The 23,588-nt window shown below is 54.5% G+C and carries 21 protein-coding genes; 11 read left to right on the top strand and 10 right to left on the bottom strand.

Annotation, left to right across the window (positions count from 1 at the left end; all coding sequences use genetic code 11):
- The first annotated feature begins 1 nt into the window (after position 1).
- The 4 genes from ACPUC8_RS08515 to yacL all read left to right on the top strand — a co-directional run bounded on the left by ACPUC8_RS08515 (position 2) and on the right by yacL (position 4,537).
- On the top strand, positions 2-766 hold the full coding sequence (locus ACPUC8_RS08515; protein WP_494926035.1) for a fimbrial biogenesis chaperone: 765 nt from the start codon (positions 2-4) through the stop codon (positions 764-766).
- The gene (locus ACPUC8_RS08520; protein WP_494926036.1) at positions 763-3,129 is read left to right on the top strand and encodes a fimbria/pilus outer membrane usher protein; all 2,367 of its coding nucleotides are present in this window, start codon (positions 763-765) and stop codon (positions 3,127-3,129) included. The genes ACPUC8_RS08515 and ACPUC8_RS08520 overlap by 4 nt, the downstream gene beginning before the upstream one ends.
- Positions 3,126-4,061, top strand: a complete 936-nt coding sequence (locus ACPUC8_RS08525; RefSeq protein ID WP_494926037.1) for a Csu type fimbrial protein — start codon at positions 3,126-3,128, stop codon at positions 4,059-4,061. Before ACPUC8_RS08520 ends, ACPUC8_RS08525 begins: the two co-directional genes overlap by 4 nt.
- Before the next feature lie 113 nt (positions 4,062-4,174).
- On the top strand, positions 4,175-4,537 hold the full coding sequence (gene yacL / locus ACPUC8_RS08530; protein ID WP_494926038.1) for a protein YacL: 363 nt from the start codon (positions 4,175-4,177) through the stop codon (positions 4,535-4,537).
- A 74-nt stretch (positions 4,538-4,611) separates the two neighbouring features.
- On the opposite strand, the gene ACPUC8_RS08535 is transcribed toward yacL, so the two are convergent.
- From ACPUC8_RS08535 to ACPUC8_RS08560, 6 genes are all read right to left on the bottom strand, one after another.
- Entirely contained in the window at positions 4,612-5,790 is a 1,179-nt protein-coding gene (locus ACPUC8_RS08535) for a cyclase family protein (protein WP_494926039.1), read from the bottom strand.
- Positions 5,787-7,124: an MFS transporter gene (locus ACPUC8_RS08540; RefSeq protein WP_494926040.1), complete on the bottom strand. Its 1,338-nt coding sequence runs from the start codon at positions 7,122-7,124 to the stop codon at positions 5,787-5,789. Before ACPUC8_RS08540 ends, ACPUC8_RS08535 begins: the two co-directional genes overlap by 4 nt.
- A 70-nt stretch (positions 7,125-7,194) precedes the next feature.
- Positions 7,195-8,514 (bottom strand): MFS transporter, encoded by a 1,320-nt coding sequence (locus tag ACPUC8_RS08545; protein ID WP_039331345.1) that lies wholly within the window; start codon positions 8,512-8,514, stop codon positions 7,195-7,197.
- 155 nt (positions 8,515-8,669) lie between these two features.
- Entirely contained in the window at positions 8,670-9,623 is a 954-nt protein-coding gene (locus tag ACPUC8_RS08550; RefSeq protein ID WP_494926041.1) for a phosphoglycerate dehydrogenase, read from the bottom strand.
- A gap of 246 nt (positions 9,624-9,869) precedes the next feature.
- Positions 9,870-10,754, bottom strand: a complete 885-nt coding sequence (locus ACPUC8_RS08555) for a dihydrodipicolinate synthase family protein (protein ID WP_494926042.1) — start codon at positions 10,752-10,754, stop codon at positions 9,870-9,872.
- Positions 10,755-10,771: 17 nt separating this feature from the next.
- Complete coding sequence (locus ACPUC8_RS08560; RefSeq protein ID WP_039331296.1) at positions 10,772-11,920, bottom strand: iron-containing alcohol dehydrogenase; 1,149 nt, start codon at positions 11,918-11,920, stop codon at positions 10,772-10,774.
- A 189-nt stretch (positions 11,921-12,109) separates the two neighbouring features.
- Between ACPUC8_RS08560 and dtnK the strand changes: the two genes are divergently transcribed.
- Genes dtnK through ACPUC8_RS08575 form a run of 3 tightly spaced genes read left to right on the top strand, consistent with a single transcriptional unit; the run spans position 12,110 to position 15,122 of the window.
- Positions 12,110-13,381: a D-threonate kinase gene (gene dtnK, locus ACPUC8_RS08565; protein ID WP_494926043.1), complete on the top strand. Its 1,272-nt coding sequence runs from the start codon at positions 12,110-12,112 to the stop codon at positions 13,379-13,381.
- Complete coding sequence (locus tag ACPUC8_RS08570) at positions 13,374-14,354, top strand: D-threonate 4-phosphate dehydrogenase (protein ID WP_039331292.1); 981 nt, start codon at positions 13,374-13,376, stop codon at positions 14,352-14,354. Before dtnK ends, ACPUC8_RS08570 begins: the two co-directional genes overlap by 8 nt.
- A 6-nt stretch (positions 14,355-14,360) precedes the next feature.
- Positions 14,361-15,122, top strand: coding sequence for a DeoR/GlpR family DNA-binding transcription regulator (locus tag ACPUC8_RS08575; RefSeq protein WP_039331290.1), 762 nt, complete (start codon positions 14,361-14,363; stop codon positions 15,120-15,122).
- 130 nt (positions 15,123-15,252) lie between these two features.
- On the opposite strand, the gene speD is transcribed toward ACPUC8_RS08575, so the two are convergent.
- From speD to ACPUC8_RS08590, 3 genes are all read right to left on the bottom strand, one after another.
- Positions 15,253-16,062, bottom strand: coding sequence for an adenosylmethionine decarboxylase (gene speD / locus ACPUC8_RS08580; RefSeq protein ID WP_039331288.1), 810 nt, complete (start codon positions 16,060-16,062; stop codon positions 15,253-15,255).
- Between the two features lie 5 nt (positions 16,063-16,067).
- Positions 16,068-16,931 carry a polyamine aminopropyltransferase gene (gene speE, locus ACPUC8_RS08585; RefSeq protein WP_494926044.1) on the bottom strand — a complete coding sequence of 288 codons (864 nt, stop codon included), beginning with the start codon at positions 16,929-16,931 and terminating at the stop codon, positions 16,068-16,070.
- A gap of 109 nt (positions 16,932-17,040) precedes the next feature.
- Positions 17,041-17,388, bottom strand: coding sequence for a YacC family pilotin-like protein (locus tag ACPUC8_RS08590; RefSeq protein WP_007888732.1), 348 nt, complete (start codon positions 17,386-17,388; stop codon positions 17,041-17,043).
- Positions 17,389-17,565: 177 nt separating this feature from the next.
- Here ACPUC8_RS08590 and cueO point away from each other — a divergent pair, with 177 nt between their 5' ends.
- Positions 17,566-19,173 (top strand): multicopper oxidase CueO, encoded by a 1,608-nt coding sequence (gene cueO, locus ACPUC8_RS08595; protein WP_494926045.1) that lies wholly within the window; start codon positions 17,566-17,568, stop codon positions 19,171-19,173.
- Between the two features lie 106 nt (positions 19,174-19,279).
- Here the strand turns inward: cueO and ACPUC8_RS08600 are convergent, their stop codons facing one another.
- A complete protein-coding gene (locus ACPUC8_RS08600; protein WP_494926046.1) occupies positions 19,280-20,572 on the bottom strand; it encodes a cystathionine gamma-synthase family protein in 1,293 nt (430 codons plus the stop codon).
- A gap of 166 nt (positions 20,573-20,738) precedes the next feature.
- Between ACPUC8_RS08600 and hpt the strand changes: the two genes are divergently transcribed.
- From hpt to ACPUC8_RS08615, 3 genes are all read left to right on the top strand, one after another.
- On the top strand, positions 20,739-21,275 hold the full coding sequence (hpt, locus tag ACPUC8_RS08605) for a hypoxanthine phosphoribosyltransferase (RefSeq protein WP_039331277.1): 537 nt from the start codon (positions 20,739-20,741) through the stop codon (positions 21,273-21,275).
- A 234-nt stretch (positions 21,276-21,509) separates the two neighbouring features.
- A complete protein-coding gene (locus ACPUC8_RS08610; RefSeq protein ID WP_039331274.1) occupies positions 21,510-22,433 on the top strand; it encodes an ABC transporter ATP-binding protein in 924 nt (307 codons plus the stop codon).
- The gene (locus ACPUC8_RS08615) at positions 22,430-23,200 is read left to right on the top strand and encodes an ABC transporter permease (RefSeq protein WP_034829563.1); all 771 of its coding nucleotides are present in this window, start codon (positions 22,430-22,432) and stop codon (positions 23,198-23,200) included. Before ACPUC8_RS08610 ends, ACPUC8_RS08615 begins: the two co-directional genes overlap by 4 nt.
- Positions 23,201-23,588 lie beyond the last annotated feature (388 nt).

Here is a 23,588-nt window from a genome sequence, read left to right on the forward strand (position 1 = left end):
CATGAAAAAACTGATCGTTATCGCGTTGCTGGCGTTACAGAGTTGTGTGTCCCATGCAGCAAGCTCGGTGTTAGTCTGGCCGATTTTCCAGGTCATTGAAGCTGACCAACACGGCAGTGCCTTGTGGCTGGAGAATCGGGGAAGCCAGCCGGTGCGTTTGCAAATTCGTCTGTTAAGTTGGCAACAACAGGATTATCGCGACCGCTACGCCGATCAAAGTGACGTTATCGCCAGTCCACCGTTTGCCACTGTGCCGCCGCAACAGCGACAACTGGTGCGCTTAATTCGCACTGGCCCAGCGCCAGCTGAGGGTGAAAAAGCCTACCGTATCATTCTGGATGAGATCCCAGATGCGAATGTTCCCGTGGTGAAAAACAGCGCAGGCCTGCGTTTGCAGATGCGATATGTACTGCCTCTGTTTCTCGATAGCCAAGGCGTCTGGACCCAGACACGCAGTGATATTCGGCGCGATCCCGCCTCGGCAAGTCAGCCAAATCTAAGCTGGCAGCTGATCAATGTGCAGGGTAAAACCGTGCTGCGCATTCGCAACACCGGCAAAGTGCATGCACGTTTGAGCCAGGTATTTTGGGGCCGCGATGCGGATATCAATACAGCGTCGTTCACGCTGGCAAAAGGTTTTCTCGGCTATGTGCTAGCGGGTCAGAGTATGCAGTTCCCTCTGCCGCCGGGGAAAACGGTGCCAATGGGGATCTCGCTGTATACCAAACTCACCGATAATGGCCCAGCGGTAGCCATCAGCCAATGATTTCAGCGCCAACGCGAAGGCTGGCGCTGCTGCCTGGCCTGCTGTTGTGCGGCGTGATGGAGGCTAACGCGGAAGTTTACGATGGTTTGCCTCCGCCACGTGCGTTACAGAGTGCGCCGACGGAATACATGCTGTGGCTGACGCTGAGTGTCAATGGTCGTAATGACGGCAGCGTGGTGCCGGTGACGGTGCAGGGTACGCACTATCTGTTGGATGCGGCAGTACTGAGGCGCAATCACATCCGGTTAGCCGACACCGCCAGCGGCATGCAGGATGTGAGTGCTCTGGCGCAGATCACTGCCCGCTATGACAGCGTGCATCAGATATTGCAGTTGCAGGTGCCGGACAGTTGGTTACCCCGGCAAGTGCTCGGCGAGCAGAAAAATGCGGCATTCCGGGCGACCAGTTCCCCCGGAATGCTGCTCAATTACGACGCTTACAGCGTAAAAAGCGCGAATAGCAGCGGCTACAGCGCGGTCTGGCTGGAACAGCGTGTGTTTTCGGCTTCGGGCTATCTCTCCAATACCGGCACCTGGCGACAAGACTGGCAGTCGAAAGGTGACAGCGATAGCCGTGAGGGCTATCTGCGTTACGACACCACCTGGAAATACAGTGATGTTGATCGCATGGTGAGTTATCAGATGGGCGATGTGATCAGCAACTCGCTCAGCTGGAGTAATTCGGTGCGATTAGGTGGCCTGCGTATCAGCCGCAGTTTTGCGGTGCGTCCCGACCTGGTGACCTATCCGATGCTGAACTGGTCGGGGACCGCAGCCGTTCCCGGCAGCGTGGACGTGTTTATTAATGGCTATAAAGCCAGCAGCAACAGCCTGAATGCCGGTCCCTGGACACTCACCAGTACGCCCTATATCAACGGTGCAGGTGAAGCCACGCTGGTGACCACGGATGCTTTGGGCCGGCAGGCCGAGACCAGCATTCCGTTTTATGTCTCGAATCAACTGTTGCGCAGCGGATTGAGTGATTTTGATTTCAGTGCGGGGGCGTTGCGGCAAAACTATGGCATACGCAGTGCGGATTATGACGCAGCAGCGGTCAGCGGGTTTTATCGCTATGGCTTTAATGATCATCTGACGTTGGCGCTGCAAGGCGAGGGCCGTGGCGGCCTGGCGCGTATGGGCGCGGGTGCGGATATGGCCGTTGCACGTTTAGGCACACTTTCGCTAAGCGCCAGTCAGTCTCAATCCGGGCAGAGCGGGCAGCAATATTCCGCCGGTTACTCTTGGTATGCACCCAGCTTCAGCCTCAGTGTCAGCCATGTACAACGCACTGCGGGGTTTAGCGATCTGTCGGTCTATCACACCAGTGCCACGCTGAGCCGCCGTGCTGAACAAGCCACCCTCAGCCTGGCCCCTTTTGGTCGCTGGGCGGGTACCTTTGGCGTGGGTTATTTTGATATCACCGCGCATGATGGCACGCGCACCCGGTTAGCCAATCTCTCCTGGAGCCATGGCTTGTGGGCGAACAGCAGCCTGCATCTGACACTGAATAACACCCTGGGAGATCGGGGAATGGCGGCGCAAATCCAGTTGCTCATTCCTTTTGATCAGTCTGGATCGCTCTCCCTCTCCAGCCAGCGGGATAGCAACGGCGAGACGACACAGACAATGAGTTACAGCCGCGCCGCGCCCGCCGGGGGGGGACTGGGCTGGAATCTGGCGGCATCCCCTAACGCTGAAGGCTATCGTCAGGCCGATCTGACCTGGAAGAATCGCTATAGCGTGTTGAGTGGCGGTATCTATGGATCATCCGGCGATCGTAGCCAATGGTTTGATGCCAGTGGTGCCTTGGTGTGGATGGATAATGCCTTGTTTGCCAGCAGCAAAATCAATGATGCCTTTATCGTGGTCAGCACCTCGGGTTACAGCGGCGTGCCTGTACGTTATGAAAATCAGTTATTGGGTGAGACGGACAGCGGAGGCCACATTTTGGTGCCGTGGGTGAGCGCATGGTATCCCGCCAAACTGACTATCGATCCCCTGAATTTACCGGCGGATATTAATACACCCCAAGTGGAGCAACGGGTGGCGGTGCGCGAGGCCAGCGGCGCACTGGTGAATTTTCCACTGCGTAAAACCCGGCCGCTGCTACTGACGTTGGTCGATGGCCAATATCATCCTTTACCCCCCGGCACCCTGGTGACGGAAATTCACAGCGGTCAAACCACGCAGATGGGCTATGGCGGTCAGGCGTGGTTTGACGATGTGCCGGAGCACAGTGATATCGCGGTTTCGCTCCCCGGTGGCCAGTGTCGTCACGCGCTAGTCCTGGACGGTAAGCAAGCCCAGTACCTCGTTGGACCGCTGGTATGTGCGATGCGTGATAAACAGGAGAGGCAGCAATGAAAAGGATACTGATTAGCCTGGTGGTACTGCTGGCAGGCTGGAGCAGTTCGCTGTGGGCAGCGTGCACTGCCAGTTCCAGCAGCACGGACTTTGGCAGTCTGAGTTCGTTTACGCTGGCCAGCACCGCTCAGGTGGTGGAAACCGGTACCGGCTTCACCTGTTCGGGCAGTGCGCTATCACTTCTCAGCACCAATACGGTGACAGGCACCATGACCCGTTCAGCCAATGCGTCGGGGACCACGCCACAATTTTATAACAGCAGCACGGGCAGTTATGTGCCTTACAGCATTTGCGGTGACAGTGGCTGTAGTACGGTCTACAGCATTGGTAGCAGCAAAACCTGGAGTTCGACTTCATTGCTGGGGCTGCTGGGATTGTTCAACGCCAGCGACGGCACACTGCCGCTCTACTTAAAAACCACCACCGGCACCAATGTGCCTGCGGGAACCTACACCGACACACTGACGATCACCTGGAACTACAGTATCTGTTTTGTCGGCGTATTGGGGATATGTTCTTACACCACGGGCACGGTAACCTCGACTATCCAGCTACAGTTTGCAGTTACTAATGACTGTGCCATCGACAGCGCGCCCGATGTGGATTTTGGCAGTGCCTCACTGCCAGCCAGTTTTGGCACGATCTCCTCGACACTGGGCATACGCTGCACCTTGAATGCGGCCTACAGCGTCAATCTTGCCAGCAGTAATGCCACCAGCGGTGACTGGCGACAAATGATCAATGGCACCTCGCTGTTGCAATATCAGCTTTATCAGCCTGATGGCTCAGCCTGGACCGCCAGTAATGACTTGAGCGAAACCGGCACGGGGGCAACGCAAAGCATCAATTACACCGCCAAGGTAAATCCGGATCAGACCAACCAGCCTGCGGGCAGTTATAGCGATACTGTGACGGTCACCGTCACCTATTGAGCGGTAGCTTCTGGCATAATGCGAGCGTGATCCCACTTTATTCAGCGCGCTACGCACAAAATGCACTTATTCGGTGCTGTAAGTTGCGCCATTAGCTACACGAGGCGAACCCCATGGAGTATGAATTTCTGCGTGATTTGACGGGTCAGGTCAAAGTCCGTATGTCGATGGACCACGAAGCGGTGGGGCACTGGTTCAACGAAGAAGTGAAAGATAATTTGGCCCTGTTGGATGAGGTCGAGGTCGCTGCTCGCGAGGTGAAGGGCACCATCAACCAGTGGCAGCGTGTCGGGCACGAGTACACGATCTGGCTGGATGAGGAAGAGGTGATGATCCGCGCCAATCAGCTGGCGCTGGAAGATGACGGTCTCGAAGAAGGGATGACTTATTACGACGAAGAGAGCCTCTCCTTTTGCGGGGTGGAAGATTTTCTCGCGGTGATCGCAGCGTACCGGCAATTTATGGCGGGCAAATAGCCGCCTTTATCGCAGGTCCCGTAGCGGCGCAATTAATTGCGCATGTTTAAACATCCGCGCAATAAATCGCGCCGCTACGGTATGTGGCGGTTTACACCGTGGCAATCGGCGTGGCGGGCGATCCTACCGCGCCAGGTAAACGCAGCGGCGGTGCCGTGAGCAGAAACGCATGGCGTTGATGCTGTGCCAGCCAGTCGGCCAGCGGGCTTAGCAACNGTGGCAATCGGCGTGGCGGGCGATCCTACCGCGCCAGGTAAACGCAGCGGCGGTGCCGTGAGCAGAAACGCATGGCGTTGATGCTGTGCCAGCCAGTCGGCCAGCGGGCTTAGCAACATCAGCTCGCCGAGATATACGCCTAAACGGAACAGGCACAAATCATGCAGTGGATGAGACGGATAAAAATCATCGTTCATCGGGCGCGCCGGTAGAATTTCTACCGCCGGATTATCGGCAATCAATGCCACCACACCACTCTCCACCACCCAATTGCGCAACTGCTCATCACTGCCATCCAGTCCGGCAAAATGGCTATTGAGGAAGGTCATATCCGGCTCACCCTGCATGGCCAGAATTGCTTCATCCATGCCAGTGCGGAAACAGACCATGTCGCCAGGACGGACTTCAATCGCATCCGCTTGCAGAATCTGTTGCAGATGCTGATAACCAAAGGCAAACCGCTCAGTACCGAAATGGCGTTTGATATCAATCATCACCGCGCGGCCCTGCATGCCATGTTGCGCCACATTCTCAATACCGAGTTTCCTGGCCCCTAAATGACTGCCGTGATTGCAGCCACAACCACCGCGATAATCGGTTTCACCGACGATATCCACATTCGCTTTATAGCCGTTGTAGAACACCATCTCCGGTTCGCCGTTGCCGTTAACGTCAAACCACTGCCCCATGTGCGCCAGACTGTCCCACTGGGTCGAATATTGCAGCGCCAGGGTCACGGTATCATCGCAGATCACATCGGTGAGCAACGGATTATCACGCGATAACGGATAGGTCATGTTGGCGTGTTCGCCGCGCCGTGTGGCATTGAGTTGCGGTGGTGGACGGCGTGGATTCATCGCCGTCCCTCCTGGCAAATCAAGCGGCAAACTCAGGCAGAAAGTTTGTCCGGTTTTGACTTCCGTCACCCCTTCCAGCACCTTCTGCGCAGTCAGCAGATTCAGCCGACCCAGTTGATCGTCCGGGCCAAAATCGCCCCAGGTTGAATGTGTCGGGCGTTGCTTCCAGCGAGGATTCATACCTCTCTCCTTAAATTTCCATCCAATGCGGTAGCGGTGTCCATGCCCATCGGCTGCACACGCGGTAACCAGAAGGCATAAATCAATGCACCGACCACACCAATCACACCGGCAATCTCCAGCGGGATGACAAAGGAGTGGGTGTACTGCATGATCACGCCGATCATCACCGGCGAAATGATGCCTGCCAGATTGGCGGCCATGTTCTGAATACCGCCAATGGTGGCCACATTAGCGCGGTTCGGCGCGACATCAGAAGGCAACGCCCACAAGGCTGCGGAGGCAAAGGTGGCGGCGAAATTCGCAAAACAGAGTGCCGCCAGCGCTAATCCCACCGTCGGTGAAAACGCCGCCAGGCCGATGGTCGCACTGCCCAGCATGCCGCCCACCAAGGGGATCTTGCGGGCCACGCTGAGGGAATAACCGCGACGCACCAGGGAATCGGATAGCAACCCGCCGCACCAGCCGCCGACAATCGCCGCCAGTCCTGGCAGCATGCCCAGTAAGCCAAACTTCATCAGTGACAGATGGAAGGTTTCCACTAAATAGGTGGGGAACCAGGTGAAGAAGAAGTAAGAAACAAAGTTGATGCAGAAGAAGCCCGCCATCATCGCCTGCACGGCGCGCTGGCCCAGCAACTGTCGCACGCTCATCGGTTCTCCGGTTTGCGGATCCTGATTCGCTTCAATGAATTCGACTTCTTCACGCGAAACGGTTTTATGATCGCGTGGATCGCGATACCACAGATACCAGGCCAGCGCCCAAACCACCGCCACCACACCCGAAATGACAAACGTCATGCGCCAGCCGACCAAGGCAATCAGGAAGGAGATGATCGGAATCGCCAGCGTGCCACCGATTTTGCTGCCGTTGTTAAAGGTGGCAGCGGCAAAGCTGCGCTCTTGGCGCGGGAACCAACGCGTCACCGTTGAGGAGCTGGCGGGATAGCTGGGGGCTTCCACTGCGCCCAGCACAAACCGGAAACCCACCAGCGCCGCAATCGAACTGGCGAGGCCGCAAGCCGCGGTGGCTAATCCCCATCCGAGGCTGCTGACTGCAAAAGTGATGCGGGGTCCCAGCTTATCGACTAACCAGCCGCCGGGCAGTTGGAACAGCACATAGCTCCAGAAAAACGCCGAGAGTAACAAGCCGCTGTCAGTGGGCGAGAAGTGCAACTCCTGGCTCATAAACGGCATGGCGACACTCATGGCGGCGCGATCGATATAGTTAATGGCGATGCCGACGGACAGCACCGTGAGAATGACGAAACGAAATTTCCCTTTCGCTTTACTTGCCTCAATTGCAGCAGGTGATCCATTGGAATTCAGCGACATGTCGCCTCCAATTGTTTTTTATTTTCTGTAGGGGAAACGCCGCATCAGGACGATGCGGCGGGTTTGGCACTTACGCGCCGCTCACAACGGAATGTGAATGATGCACCTGCTCCTCATCCACGATAGGTTCAACTTTGCCCATCAGGAACAGGTAGTTAAGAATACCAATCACCACCAGCACGGCAGAAAACACCAGTGCCCAGGTAAAGTGGCCGGTTGCGCCAACGATAGCGCCGGTAATAATTGGGCCGACTGCGCCGCCCATGTTTGAGACGGTATTCTGCAGGCCCGCCACAATCGACACGCTGTTTTGTGGTGCCACATCACCCGGCAGAGCCCAGACCTGAGAGGCCGCTACCGTGGTACCGGATTTGGCGATACACAGCAGCAGCACGGTCATAAATACGGAATCCGTGAACGGCGCAAAACCGATACACAGTGCCATCAGCAGACCGATGGTCAGGAACAGCTTACGGGTGGCGGTCAGTGACAGCACTTTATTGTGTACCATGCGATCGGATGCCCAACCCGCCAGCACTTCAATCACCATGCCGCAAATCAGTGGCAGTGCAGCGACCATCCCCATTTTGAGGAAATCCATGCCTTTATCTTTCACCAGGTAAGTTGGCAGCCAGGTGATAAAGAAGTAGGAGGTGTAGTTGATGGTGAAGAAGCCAATGCACATCGCCCAGATATTGCGGTAGCGCAGCAGCTTATACCACTTCATCGGTTTCACGCTTTTATCGCCGTGTTTCTGCGCCTGGCCATCACGAATGAATCGCACTTCATCCTGGCTGATCGATTTATGATCTTCCGGGTTCTCGGAATAGATGAAGTACCAGGCGATCACCCAGAACACACCGAGTGAGCCAATCACCAGGAAGGTGATGCGCCAGTCGAACATGGCGATCATAAACACGATCAACGGCATGGCAACGGCACCACCAAACTTCGACGCGCTGTCGAACAGGCCTGAAACCGTGGCACGTTCGCGATCCGGGAACCAGCGCGCGGTAATACCGGCGTTGCTCGGGTAAGCTGCGGCTTCACCGACACCCAGCGCTAAACGCAGCGCCAGTAGGGATTTAAAGCCGGTCGCCAGGCCCATCGCCATGGTGGCAATCGACCACCAGGCAACAGCAATACCCAGACCTTTTTTCTGTCCAAAGCGATCGGCGAACCAGCCGGCCGGGATCTGCAAGAGTGCATAGGACCAGAAAAATGCCGCCATAATAAAACCCATCATCTCTGGGTTTATATCAAGTTCTTTAATCAGGTGCGGAGCGGCCGCAGAGAGTACAGTTCGGTCAATATAGTTAATGGCGATTGCCAGCCACATCAGGCCTGCAATCCACCAGCGAATACGGGTAGAGCGAGAGGTGTTATTCATATTATTTTCACCTTCCCGGCGTCCTTCGCGCTGTAGCGGCGTTGGCTGCATTCATTCCCCCCTGGAATAAGCTCCTGAGGATGAATGAATTTACCGCCTTGCTACAACACCAATGACTTGGGATATAAAATGGATTAAATAGGGGTTTGAAAAAGTTAATCCAGCCCGTTCATGATATTTACTGGGCGTTCGCCCTGTTTAATGCACTGCACTATTTGCATCACGCAGCGTTCACCAATAGCGCTGATGGCACCGTCGGTATATCCCGCGATATGCGAGGTCGGGATAAAGTTGCTCAGCGTAAACAGCGGATGCTCCACCAGCGGCTCCTGTTCGAACACATCGGCAGCCGCGCCGGCAATCACGTTATCCAGCAACGCCTGATAGAGGTCCTGCTCATTAACGATGCCACCGCGTGACGCGTTGATCAGGAAAGCGCTTTTCTTCATGCGCTTGATGCGCGCAGCATCAAACAGGTTTTGGGTTTTATCGGTGAGCGGCTTATGCAGCGTGATAAAATCACTGCTTTCAGTCAGTTGGTCGAGACTGACAAATTCGATACCGTGTTCTGCGGCGAATTTCTCATCCGGATAAAAATCAAAAGCGATAACGCGCATGTTGAAACCTTTGGCGCGCAACGCCACCTGCTTGCCAATATTGCCAAGGCCGATAATGCCCAACGTCTTGCCATACACGTCGGTGGCAAAGATGCGTGGCCAGTTGCCCGCCCGGGTTTCAATCGCCGCCTGAGTAATCTGGCGCGCGCTGTTGAGGATCAGCGCAAAGGCAAAATCAGCCACCGCATGTTTATTGGCATCCGGCACGTTGGTGACATAAATGCCGCGCGCGCGGGTGGCATCCAGATTGATGTTGTCAACGCCAACGCCGTGCTTACACACGATCTTCAGATGTGGCGCTTTCTCCAGCAGTGCTTCGTTGACGTCAGTGAACGCAACGATCATCGCCACGGTATCGGCCAGATGCGGTTCCAGCGCGCTGAGCGGTGCATCAGCGGGCAGGGTAATCAGCTCAAAACCGTGCTGCTGCAGGGTGTCGATGGGGGCAGCGTCGTATTTGGCGAATGAAGGTGAGGTACAGATGACTTTCATGATTCTTCCCGGTGTTAATACCCGTCATACTTCAAGCTGCAGGTGCGTTGGCTGCGTGAGCTAACCCCAGTCACTTACTTCAGTAAGCTCCTGGGGATTAACTCACTTGCCGCGTGATTCGGCTAAAGCCTCACCCTGCGGGCCAGCGCTAGCGCTGTTCAAATAAGCCTGCGGCATATTTGTCCTGCAGCTCGAATTATTTAGGGTATTTAGGTGGTAAAAAGGCAAAAAGACTGCCCAAAATCATTACTGCAAATACTGATTCACGATCTGGCGGATCTTCTGCTCTTCTTCGGCAGAGAAGCTCACTGCATAGCGGCTGTTGCCTACATCAGAACCCAGCAGTGAAACCGCACGTTTCACGGTGGCCGGTGGGAAACCGACGCTGTAGAGATCGGTACGCAGACCGGTGATGTTCTCTTGCGCCTGGCGTGAACCTTCAATATCGCCCGCGTGGAAACGTGCCCAGATGGCGTTGATCTCTTTCGGTGCCACGTTGGCCAGACCAGAAATACAGGCGGTGCAACCTTCGACAAAGCCGCGATGGATCAGCGAGTCTGGGCCAGTCAGCACGTTAAAGTTTTCCATGCCTTCTGCTGCTTGCAGGAAGCCGCTCAGGCTTTCGTAGCTGCCCGCACTGTCTTTAATGCCGATGATGTTCGGGTGCGCGGCCAGCGTGCGCACAGTCTCCGGCTGCAGGGTGTTGCCGGTACGCGCAGGGATGTTGTACAGATAAAGCGGCACATCAATCGCGTCGGCTACCGCGCGGTAGTGAGCAATCAGCTCTTCCTGCTTCAGCGGCACGAAATAGGGTGTGATCACCGAAACGGCATCGACGCCCAGTTTGGCAATCTGCTTGCCCAGACGGATAGTTTCACGGGTGGAGATCTCACCAATGTGCGCCACAACCGGTGCCGCACCGTTCACTTCTTCGACACAGGTTTCCGTCACCGCCAGTTTCTCCTGCTCGTTCAGCACGAAGAATTCACCGTTGGTGCCGCCGCAGAAAATACCGTTGCCTGCGCTCAGCTGGCGTTGTACCTGCACGCGTTGCGCGGCTGGGTTGAATGCACCTTCGCTATCAAAAGTGGTGACGATGGCGGTTAATACGCCCTGAATTTTCTTGCTCATGATTCCCTCATTAATCCTTAGTGATTCAAAGCCGGAAACAGCGTCAGGTAGACGTTTCTCACGTCATCGGCGCTGACTTTCATCGGCACATTCTTCATCAGACGCTGCACGTCGAGCGCGGCTTCAACCAGATACGGCAGATGATCTGGGCCAATGCCCAGTTCTTCCAGACTGGCCGGTAATTTGAGACGCTTCACCAGCGCGGCGAAATACTCCACCAGCGCGTGAGATTTGGCTTCTTCATCCAGTGTGGTATCGGCATCTGGCAGTAAATCGTAGGCTTGCGCGAATTTGCTCACCGCAGCAGGGCGGACGAAGCGCATGCAAGGGGCCAGCAGAATGGCATTCGCCACGCCGTGTGGCAGGTGATATTTGCCGCCCAGAGGATAAGACATTGCATGGACCAGATGCGTCCCGGCATGAGCAATGGACGCGCCGCCATAATAGGAGGCCCACAGCATATTGAGGCGCGCCTCAAGGTTGCCCGGCTCGGCAATGGTGGTCTCAAGACTGGCGAACAACTTTTTCATGCCGATCAGTGCATAGTTATCGCTTACCGGGTTGGACACGGTGGCGGTAAAGCACTCGATCAGATGGCACAACGCATCGATACCGGTTGAAGAAGCGATGTGAGGCGGCATGCTGGTGGTCAGCTCGGGGACCAGTGCGACATAATCTGGCAGCATCACCGGTGTGATAATGCCCACCTTAGTCTCTTTCTCAGGGATCGCCAGGATCGCATTAGGCGTGGCTTCCGATCCTGTACCCGCAGTGGTCGGGATCAACAGGGATGTGGTACGGGTTTGTGGTTTTTCACCGGCCAGCAGCGCATCCAGCGTGGGTGCGCCGTCAACGCACAGGATCGACAGCAGCTTTGCGACATCCAGTACGCTGCCTCCGCCGACGCCGATCACCAGGTCCACATCTGTAGAGGGCAACGCAGCAACAATGGCAGCAACATCATGCTGGCTCGGTTCTGGTGGGACGCTGTTTACAATGCTTAAACTGCTGATCTGCTGCTTCAGCTGCGCGATCAGCGTCTGAACCGCTGGAATGCCTTCAATATTCTTATCGGTTACCAGAAGCGCTTTTTCTTTACCTTGCAGCAAATAGCTAAGGTCATTAAGCGCCTGAAAGCCACTGATCACGGTGCTGTTGATATTCATTTCATACCCTTATTGCGGTTTTTTCGTACTGAATGATTAACTTTGCTCAATCAGTGCAGGTTCTGTCACTACAGTGCCTAAATTTATAGGGCAAATTGATTTCAAATAATTTGATCTTGCTCACATATAATCAATCATGATTGAATATAATCAATCTCAACACGGCGAGCTGCCGGTAGAGGAAAGAGAATGACTTCACAGCCATGGAAAACGCCAGTCTTAGTGATCGCCGATGATTTTACCGGGGCCAATGATGCCGGTAGCGGATTGGCGCGAGCGGGCGCAAAAGTGCATGTGCTGTTTGATAGCAGCACGCCACATGATGCCAACAGTGCGGATGTACTGGTGATCAGCACCGATAGCCGAGCGGTGAGCGCCGCAGATGCTGCGCATCGTACAACGCTTGCCGTACAGCAGCATCAGGCGATTGCCCAGGATGGTTGGCTGTTTAAAAAGATCGATTCCACACTGCGCGGCAATCCAGGCGCTGAAATTGAAGCGGCATTAACAGCCAGCGGGAAAACCCTGGCGTTGGTGGTGCCTGCGGTACCCAGGTTGGGACGCACCACCCGCCAGGGAGAGGTGTGGATCAATCAGCAGCGTCTGACCGATACCGAATTTGCCAGCGATCCTAAAACGCCCGTCACCAGCAGCCATGTGCTAACCCGGCTACAAATGCAGAGTGCAATGGCGGGCGAAACGCTCGATCTGGACACCGTACGCAGTGGTCAACTGGCACAGATTCTCGCCACAAAACAGGGCCTGGTGGTGGTGGATGCCGAACAGGATGCGGACATCGCGTTACTGATGGCGGCAGCAGCGACCTTGCCCGTTCGACCGCTACTGGCGGGGGCATCGGGACTGGGCGACGCGCTGGGAGAGTATATGGCTGCACGTCCGGCACGGCCGGTGTTAGCGGTGGTGGGGTCGATGAGCGCGATTGCCCAGCAGCAGATTGCCCGTCTCGCTACTCAGCGAGAGATCCGCATTATCGACATCGATATTCGCCAGCTGTTTGCGCAGCCCGCATGGCCGCAAGCTAACGTGTGGCAACAGGCCATGCAACAAGCAATAAGTGCCGGGGCGCATTGTGTAGTGCGCACCACACAGCATGCCGATCAGCGTCACGATATTGAACAGCTCTGCCAGCAGCATCAGGTTTCACGCCAGGAATTAGGTGAACGCATTTGCCAGCTCCTGGCGCAGTTAACCAGCAAAGTTTGTCGTCACGCATTGCCCGCCGGGTTGTACCTCTCTGGCGGCGACGTTGCGATTGCCGTAGCACAGGCGCTAGGTGCCAGCGGTTTCCAGATTCAGGGCTTGGTGGCAGGCTGTGTGCCGCACGGGGTTCTGCTTAATAGCGAATTACACCTGCCGGTGATGACCAAAGCGGGTGGCTTTGGCGACGTAAACACCCTGGTAGAAGCCATCCGTTTCATTGAGGAGAAGTCGAGTGAATAAAATTATTGCGGTGACCATGGGCGATCCGGCGGGCATCAGCCCGGAGATCATCATTAAAGCGTTAGCAGAAGGCGAGCTGGCGGGTATTCCCGCGGTGGTGATCGGCTGCGCCAGCACGCTGCGTCGGGTGATGGGATTGAATATTACGCCGCAGGCTGAACTGCGCGTGCTGGATCAAGTGAAAGATGCGCATTTTGCACCCGGCATTATTAACGTGATTGACGAACCTCTGGCAAATCCTGAAGCCCTTAAGCCAGGTGTCGTGCAGAAAGAAGCGGGCGATTTGGCCTGGCGATGTGTGAAGCGTGCCACTGAACTGGCGCTGGCGGGTGACGTCCATGCGATTGCCACAGCACCGCTGAATAAAGAAGCGCTGCACTCAGCAGGGCATATTTATCCGGGGCACACTGAGCTGTTGGCGCAACTCACCAACACCAAAAATTACGCGATGGTGCTGTACACCGATCACCTCAAGGTGATTCACGTGACCACCCACATTGCGCTGCGTAAGTTCCTCGACACCCTGAATGGCGAACGTATTCAGACGGTAATTGGTATGGCGGATAGTTTCCTGCGCCGCGTCGGCTTTGACAATCCTCGTATTGCCGTGGCCGGTGTGAATCCGCATGCAGGTGAGAACGGTCTGTTTGGTGATGAAGAGATCACTACCGTCGCGCCGGCAATCAAAGTGATGAAAGAGAAGGGGATTGATGTCTATGGCCCTTGCCCGCCGGATACCGTGTTCCTGCAGTGTCAGCAGGGGCAGTACGATATGGTGGTGGCGATGTATCACGATCAAGGTCATATCCCACTGAAACTATTAGGCTTTTATGACGGCGTCAACATCACTGCGGGATTGCCTTTTATCCGTACTTCGGCGGACCATGGCACGGCGTTTGATATCGCCTGGACAGGTAAAGCGAACTCTGCGAGCATGGCGATCTCCATTAAACTCGCGATGCAGCTAGCATAGGGAAATATGAAGGGACAAAGCCGTCTCGACCAGATTATGGACTATTTGAAAAGTCATAATCTGGTCACTGTAGAACAGCTGGTGAGTGCGATTTCTGCCTCGCCTGCGACGATCCGCCGCGATCTGATCAAGCTCGACAAGGAAGGCGTCATTAGCCGCAGCCATGGCGGTGTGACGCTTAATCGCTTCATTCCTGCCCAGCCCACCACGCTGGAGAAGATGCAGCGTAATCTGGCTGAGAAGCAAGCCATCGCGCAGTTTGCCGCCAGCTATGTCAAGACGGGCGATTCTGTGGTGCTGGATGCGGGCACCACCATGCTGGAGCTGGCGCGTCAATTGACCCATCTGCAGTTGCGCGTCATCACCGCAGACCTGCATATCGCGTTATTCCTGTCTGAATTTAAGCAGATTGAAACCACCATTATTGGTGGCCGTATTGATGATTCCAGCCAGTCTTGCATTGGGGAACACGGTCGCCGTCTGTTACGCAGTATCAATCCGGATATCGCTTTTGTCAGCTGTAACTCGTGGAGTATCGAACGCGGTATTACCACGCCGACGGAAGATAAAGCCGGGCTGAAGATGGATCTGTTGGCCAATGCACGTCGCCGGATTTTGCTGGCCGATAGCAGTAAGTATGGCTCCTGGTCGCTGTATTGCGCCGCGCCGATTGATAGCCTGACCGATGTGGTGACCGATGCCCGTCTGGATGAAGTGGTATGCCGCGATCTGCGCGAGCGCGGGATAGGGCTGCAACTGACTGCCTGACTATTTCCCTCACCCTAACCCTCTCCCGCAAGCGGGCGAGGGGACCGCCCGCAGAACATGCCAAATTTCACACGTTTTACTCCCTCTCCCATTGAGAGAGGGCGGGGTGAGGGTATTAGCACCCACCGAACTACAACAGCTTCAACCCCGTCGCCGGAATATTGCGGCCGTAATAAATCTCGCGCATCTCTTTCCACAGCAGATTGGTAATCCGCTTGTGTTCCTGCGGACTCAGCTCTTCAGGCTTGGTGTTGAACAGATAATATTTCAGGTCAAATTCCTTCAGCAACATCTTGGTGTGGAAGATATTTTCCTGATAAACGTTCACATCCACCATGTCGTACATTGCCTTCATATCTTCGGACATAAAGTTCTGAATCGAATTGATCTCATGGTCGATGAAGTGCTTAACGCCGTTCACATCGCGGGTAAAACCGCGTACGCGATAATCAATGGTGACGATGTCAGATTCCAGCTGGTGTATCAGGTAATTCAACGCTTTGAGCGGTGAAATCACGCCACAAGTGGAGACTTCGATATCGGCGCGGAAAGTACATAAACCCCCTTCAGGATGACTTTCCGGATAGGTGTGTACGCATATATGGCTTTTATCTAAGTGCGCTACCACCGAATTGGGCAACGGACCTGGGATTTCTGATTGATCAATATCCTGCGGGTTGATCGGCTCCTCACTCACCAAAATCGTGACGCTGGCTCCCTGAGGTTCATAATCCTGACGCGCAATATTCAACACGTTGGCACCAATAATCGAACAGGTCTCCGTCAGGATTTCCGTGAGGCGGTTGGCATTGTATTGCTCATCAATATACGCGATATAACCATCACGCTCGGCTTCGCTGTTGGCGTAGCAAATATCGTAAATACAAAAACTCAGGCTTTTCGTCAGATTATTGAAGCCGTGTAGTTTCAGCTTTTGCAATTTCGTCACTCCTCACACGACAAAGCATTCAGCAGGTACTGCGGCAGGGCGAAGCTACCGACATGAATCGCAGGATTGTAGTAACGGCAGCGCAGGTCCGCATCGTCCAAGCGCGATTGCAAAGTGGCTGCATCCCACTGGCGCAGGGTTTCGTTGTCCGTGGCCCAGGCGAAGGTCATGATGCCGCCATAATAAGTAGGGATCGCCGCCTGATAAAAACTGACGTCTGAGAAGTAGTGGCTGAGTTTACGATGGCTGTTAATGGCTTCTTCTTGTTGCAGGAAGCAGACCCCATTTTGCGCGACGAAGATGCCGCCTGGATTTAAGGCATTTTTACAGCCCGCATAGAACTCGGAGGTGAACAGACTCTCACCTGGCCCAATAGGATCGGTGCAGTCAGAGATAATGACGTCGAACTTCTCTTCGGTCTGATTAACGAAATTGACGCCATCATCAATCACCAGGTTCAATCGCGTATCGTCAAAAGCCCCTGCGCTGTGATTCGGCAGGTACTCTTTGCAGAAACTCACCACGCCCGCATCGATTTCCACCATGGTGATCTGTTCAACCGATGAGTGGCGTGAAACTTCACGCAGCATAGCACCGTCGCCACCGCCAATAATCAGCACACGTTTTGCTTTGCCGTGCGCCAGAATCGGCACGTGGGTCATCATTTCGTGGTAGATGAACTCATCGCGTTCGGTGGTTTGCACCACGCCATCCAGCGCCATCACTCGCCCAAAGGCGGCATTTTCAAAGATCACCAGATCTTGATGCGCGGTCTTATCGCGATAAAGCAGTTTATCTACCGTGAAATACTGTCCAAATCCGGCATGAAGCGTCTCATACCACATTTCATTTTGGGCCATGATGGGGCTCTCCTCTAATGTCATCGCCATGAAAATGGAACAAAAAAGGATAGCGAATTATGACCGTGGTTGCACGGTCAAATCTTCAGCAGGAGAGCGGTGTAGCGGGCTATTTGACGTAAGCGAGCAGACTCAGCGAATCACGCGCCAGCGACTTACATTTCTTGTCGTTGGTGATGGCGATACCGCTCAAATCTTTATAGCTCTCTTCGCCGAGGGATTTCATATTGTAGTTACTGTAGTTGCTCAGATCCCAACGGTTCTGCTGGGCGAAAAACACCAGTGCTTTACGAATCTGCGCATCCGGTAAATCCTGATAACCGCAATCATTCTTCAGGTAGACAAACACCGCGGTGAGGTCAGCCAGATCTTCTGCTTCGGATTCGCTCAGCGCAAAACTGGTGGAGGAGAAGCCAAGGAGTCCCGCCAGCAGCAGGATCTTGATGCTTTTCGTCATAATCATTCTCAACAAGGGACAATTTATTGACGTTAGCACAGTTATTGCAGGGATTCCGCTAAATTTGCCGAAATGGGCCATTCCCACGGTTTTTATCAGTGCATTCTGTTTCAGGGCTTGACCCTCCCACAGGGGAAAGGTTTACGCTGTGCCCTTATTCACGACAAGGATAAGAATATGCAACGTCGTCATTTTCTAAAGTTGACCGCTGCGCTCAGCGCTGCGGGTGCGCTGCCGCTGTGGAGTCGCTCGCTAATGGCGGCTACGCGCCCGCTCTTACCGATTCCCTCTATTTTACAGCCTGATGCCCACGGGCAGTACACGCTCACGGCGATGAGCGGCACCAGCCAATGGAACGGCAAAGCGGTCCCCACCTGGGGCTACAACGGTAATCTGCTTGGTCCAGCACTGCGCTTGCAGCGTGAGAAAGCGGTGACCGTCAATATTCATAACCGTCTGGCTGAAGGCACCACGGTGCACTGGCATGGGCTGGAAATACCCGGCGACGTGGATGGCGGCCCGCAGGCGGTGATCGCGCCTGGTGCATCACGACAAGTGACTTTTACTCCAGACCAGCCCGCCGCAACGTGCTGGTTCCATCCCCATCAGCATGGCAAAACCGGCAATCAGGTGGCGCAAGGATTAGCGGGGTTGGTGCTGCTGGAGGATGAAGACTCCGGCAAATTGCGCCTGCCGATGCAGTGGGGCGAAGACGATGTCCCGTTGATTTTCCAGGACAAACAATTGACCAAAGATGGCACCCGCATCGATTATCAACTCGATATCATGCGTGCGGCGGTGGGCTGGTTTGGCGACATGATGCTGACCAACGGCGTGCAGTATCCGCAGCAGGCGGTGCCGCGCGGCTGGTTACGTCTGCGTTTGCTCAATGGATGTAATGCGCGTTCACTGGATATCGCCACCAGCGATCGCCGTGCGATGTATGTGATTGCCAGCGATGGTGGGCTACTGGCCGAGCCGGTGAAGGTTGATCACCTGCCGCTGCTGCCGGGTGAGCGCTTTGAAGTGATGATTGATACTTCCGATGGCAAAACCTTCGATATGGTGACGCTGCCGGTGACGCAGATGGGCATGACGCTGGCCCCGTTTGACCAGCCGTTACCGCTGGTGCAGATCTTGCCACTGCGCGTGATGGCGAGCGGTTCCCTGCCGGATAAGCTGGTGAATCTGCCGCCATTACCTTCAGCCGAAGGGGTGCAAAACCGCTGGCTGCAGCTGATGATGGACCCGCAACTGGATCAACAAGGGATGCAGGCGTTGATGGATCGTTACGGTCATAAAGCCATGGGCGACATGAAGATGGATCATGGTACGAAAATGGACCATGGCAGCATGGACATGGGTGACGGCGCGATGAAGATGGACCATGGCAGTAAGCCGATGGACCACGGCAGCGAGAGCAAAACCGCCGGATACGATTTCCACAACGGCAATAAAATCAACGGCCAGGCATTCAACATGACCAAGCCGATGTTTAATGCCGAACTGGGCAAGCTGGAGAAGTGGACGATTTCCGGTGAAGGCGATGCGATGCTACATCCTTTCCATATTCACGGCGCACAGTTCCGCATTCTGTCAGAAAACGGCAAGCCGCCTGCAGCGCATCGTGCCGGCTGGAAAGATATGGTCAGCGTCAACGGCTGGCGCAGCGAAGTGCTGGTGCAGTTCAACTATGTCGCTAATGCCGATAATGCCTATATGGCCCACTGTCATCTGTTGGAGCATGAAGATACCGGCATGATGCTCGGGTTTACGGTCAGTTAACTAACACCGTTTCATCATTGCGCACGTCTCGGTCGCCATAAATGGCGACCCTACGAAAATCGGTGTGATTTACCGTAGGGTGCGCATTTATGCGCACTGGAAAACATTACGCTGATTGAGCCGCCTCCAGCGCCAGCCGGATATCCTCGATCAGATCCTCGGCGTGCTCGATACCAATCGACAAACGTACCGTGGCATCCGTAATGCCAATGCGCTGCCGCACCTCCTGCGGCACTCCTGAGTGGGTGGTGCTGCCCGGATGGCTGGCGAGCGATTCAGTGCCGCCCAGACTCACCGCCAACTTAAACAGCCCCAATGCATTAAGAAAACGGAAGGCTGCCGGTTGTCCGCCTTTGATATCAAAGGAAAAGGTTGAACCCGCACCGCTGCACTGACGTTGATAAGTCTCGCCAGCTGGGCTGCTTTCGTCGAGATAAGGCAGCCAGTGCAGTTTCTCTACCTGCTCATGATCGCGCAAATAGGCCGCGACTTTTTCCGCATTGCTGGCGGCTTTTTCCATCCTCAACGACAGCGTTTCCAGCGAACGACCAATCATCCAGCTGGAATGGGGATCAAGCTGCGTGCCAATGGCGCTGCGCAGCGATCGCACTTTGCCTACCAAGGCTTTGTTGCCAAGCACTGCCCCCGCAATTAAATCTGAATGCCCGCCGACATACTTAGTCAGCGAGTAGAGCGATAAGTCTGCGCCGTGCTGCAGCGGGTGCTGGAACAGGGGGCCAAGCAAAGTATTGTCACAGGCCAGAACAGGCCGCGATCCTTGCTGCTGCGTGATGACATCTGCCACCTGTTTCATCAGTTGAATGTCGACCAGACTGTTGGTGGGATTGGCGGGCGTTTCAATCAGAATCAGCGCGACCCGACCGCGCTGCCATGCCAGTTTGGCGGCCTCATACACTTTGTCTTCATCGGTGCCATCGCTGAAACCCACGGCCTTGATCTCAAGGTCGTGCAGGGTTTTGCTTAACAGCGTTTCGGTGCCGCCGTACAGCGGCTGTGAATGCAATATCACTTCTCCGGGGCGGGCGAAGGCCAGCAGCGTGGTGGCGATCGCTGACATGCCGGATGAGAACAGGGCGGCGCTCTCGGCACCTTCATAGATCGCTAGCCGATCTTCGACGATTTCACTGTTGGGATGGTTAAAGCGCGAATAGACCAGCCCGCCGCTTTTGCCTTCCGGCGGCTGTTTACGTCCGGCCACGTAATCAAAGAAATCCTGCCCCTCTTCGGCGCTGTTGAACACAAAGGTGGAGGTGAGAAACACCGGCGGTTTCACCGCGCCTTCGGACAGCCGCGGATCGTAGCCGTAATTCAGCATTTGCGTTTCCGGATGCAGGTCGTGGTTGCCAATCTGCGTTTTTTTACTGGATGAAGCGGCCATAGGATCTCCAGAGGTCACCGGTGAGAGGGCGGGAGGTTTCCTGTAGTTAAGGTCAGAGCAATAAATTTTGCCACGGTATCGTTTGCGTTCTGTGCGCCGCGTTAGAGGTTGGTTCGACTATGATAGACTTCGTGGCTTTCTGAAAAACCTTAACCAGGCGAATGCAATGAAACACACCGTCGACGTGATGATCTCTGAGCAGGAGATCGCAACCCGTATTGCCGAACTGGGCAAGCAGATAAGCGAACACTACCGCAGCAGCGGCAGCGAAATGGTTTTAGTGGGCCTGCTGCGCGGTTCCTTTATGTTTATGGCCGATCTGTGTCGCGCGATTGATGTGCCGCACGAAGTCGATTTTATGACCGCGTCCAGCTACGGCAGCGGTATGTCATCCACCCGCGATGTGAAGATCCTTAAAGATCTCGACGAAGATATTCGTGGCAAAGATGTGTTGATCGTGGAAGACATCATCGACTCCGGCAATACGCTCAGCAAAGTGCGTGAAATCTTGCGTCTGCGTGAGCCAAAATCACTGGCCATCTGCACCCTGCTGGATAAACCCGAGCGCCGCGAAGTCGAAGTGACCGTTGAATACGTTGGCTTCACCATTCCAGATGAGTTCGTTGTAGGCTTTGGTATCGACTACGCGCAACGCTATCGCCATTTGCCGTACATCGGCAAAGTTATCCCAACCGGTGAATAACCGCACAATCTTCCAAGGCTAATCCCTTTAGCCTGCGATAAGATGCGCAGCCCGCGAGTCACTGACTTACGGGCTATGCTCGCGTTCCCCTGCGACAAGCAGAGTGGTAAAGTGTGGCGGGCGCTTCATCTTTGATTTTTCACTTATTATCTCTGAATAACCCCGCACGCTCGCTGTGAGCGCACTATCATTTCATAGGGCTTTGATGTCACTACAACAGGGTATGGATTCGCAATGACTTATGCACTGGAACTTTCCGGGCTGACCAAAACCTATCCCGGCGGCGTACAGGCGCTGAAGAAGCTGGATCTCAACGTAGAGGCTGGCGATTTTTACGCACTGCTCGGGCCGAATGGCGCGGGTAAATCCACCACCATCGGCATTATCAGTTCACTGGTGAATAAATCCGGTGGCAGCGTGCGCGTATTTGGTTATGACCTGGAAAAAGATGTGGTCAACGCCAAGCGCCAGCTCGGTTTGGTGCCACAGGAATTCAACTTTAACCCGTTTGAAACCGTGATGCAGATTGTGGTGAATCAGGCTGGTTACTACGGCGTAGAGCGCAGTGAGGCCAACAAGCGCGCCGAGAAATACCTCAACCAGCTCGATCTATGGGGTAAACGCAACGAGCGTGCGCGTATGCTTTCGGGCGGCATGAAGCGTCGTCTGATGATTGCGCGTGCACTGATGCATGAGCCAAAGCTGCTGATCCTCGACGAACCCACCGCTGGCGTGGATATTGAACTGCGCCGCTCGATGTGGACCTTCCTGAAAGATCTCAATATCAAAGGCACCACCATTATTCTCACCACTCACTATCTGGAAGAGGCCGAAATGCTGTGCCGTAACATCGGCATTATTCAGAGCGGTGAACTGGTGGAAAACACCTCGATGAAAGGTCTGCTGTCGAAGCTGCAATCAGAAACCTTCATTCTGGATCTTGCGCCGCGTAGCCCCCTGCCGCAGCTGGAAGGTTTCCAGTATCGTCTGGTGGATACCTCTACGCTGGAAGTGGAAGTGATGCGTGAGCAGGGGCTGAATAGCGTGTTCAGCCAACTGAGCGCGCAGGGCGTGCAGGTGTTGAGTATGCGTAATAAAGCGAACCGCCTTGAAGAGCTGTTCGTCAGCCTGACCCAGGGAAAAGGAGCAAAAGCATGACACATCTTTACTGGGTGGCACTGAAGAGTATCTGGGCCAAGGAGATCAACCGCTTTGCACGCATCTGGATTCAGACGCTGGTGCCGCCGGTGATCACCATGACGCTCTATTTTATTATTTTCGGCAATCTGATTGGTTCACGTATTGGTGATATGCATGGCTTTAGCTATATGCAGTTTATCGTGCCTGGCCTGATCATGATGGCGGTGATCACCAATGCCTATGCCAACGTAGCCTCATCGTTCTTTAGCGCTAAATTCCAGCGCAATATTGAAGAGCTGCTGGTGGCACCGGTGCCGACGCATATTATCATTGCCGGTTATGTGGGTGGTGGCGTGGCGCGTGGCGTGTGTGTCGGGATTTTGGTGACCGCCATTTCACTGTTCTTTGTGCCATTCCACGTGCATTCCTGGTCGATGGTGGCCCTGACGCTGCTGCTGACCGCGATTCTGTTCTCGCTGGCGGGTCTGCTGAATGCGGTGTTTGCGCGCACCTTTGACGATATCAGTTTGATTCCGACCTTCGTGTTAACACCGTTGACCTATCTGGGCGGGGTGTTCTATTCGCTGACGTTGCTGCCACCTTTCTGGCAGGCGGTGTCGAAGCTGAACCCGGTGGTGTATATGATCAGCGGTTTCCGCTACGGTTTTCTCGGCATTAATGATGTGCCACTGGTGTTCACCTTGTCGGTGCTGATTGCGTTTATCGTGGTGTTTTACGTATTGGTGTATGCGCTGATTCAGCGTGGACGCGGCTTACGTACTTAGTCACATCCGCTATTAAAAATGCAGCTACGGCTGCATTTTTTGTTTTTGGAATAGTGATATATTCATTTCTTCCAAAGTACACTTTAAGATAAATTCCAAATTAATCAGCGCCAGCGAATTAATTTATATATATTAAATCCATTGTTTACTGTTTTTGATATTTTGCGTCTTTTTCTGATAAATGTCATGACGATGCTCTGTAACTGCTTAATCTATAAGGCGTAAGGAATTTGTTATGGCTTTAGCGGAATTTTGAACTTGTCATTAATTCCCCGTAATTAGAATATTGCCTTGCTTATTGTTTTCAGGCTACACAACCACACAGCAACGCATAACAAATGCGCCACTCTGTTTGTTTAAAGAGATGGCTCTTATTATCTTTGTCAGG

Source organism: Pantoea sp. CFCC18177 (assembly GCF_059412425.1).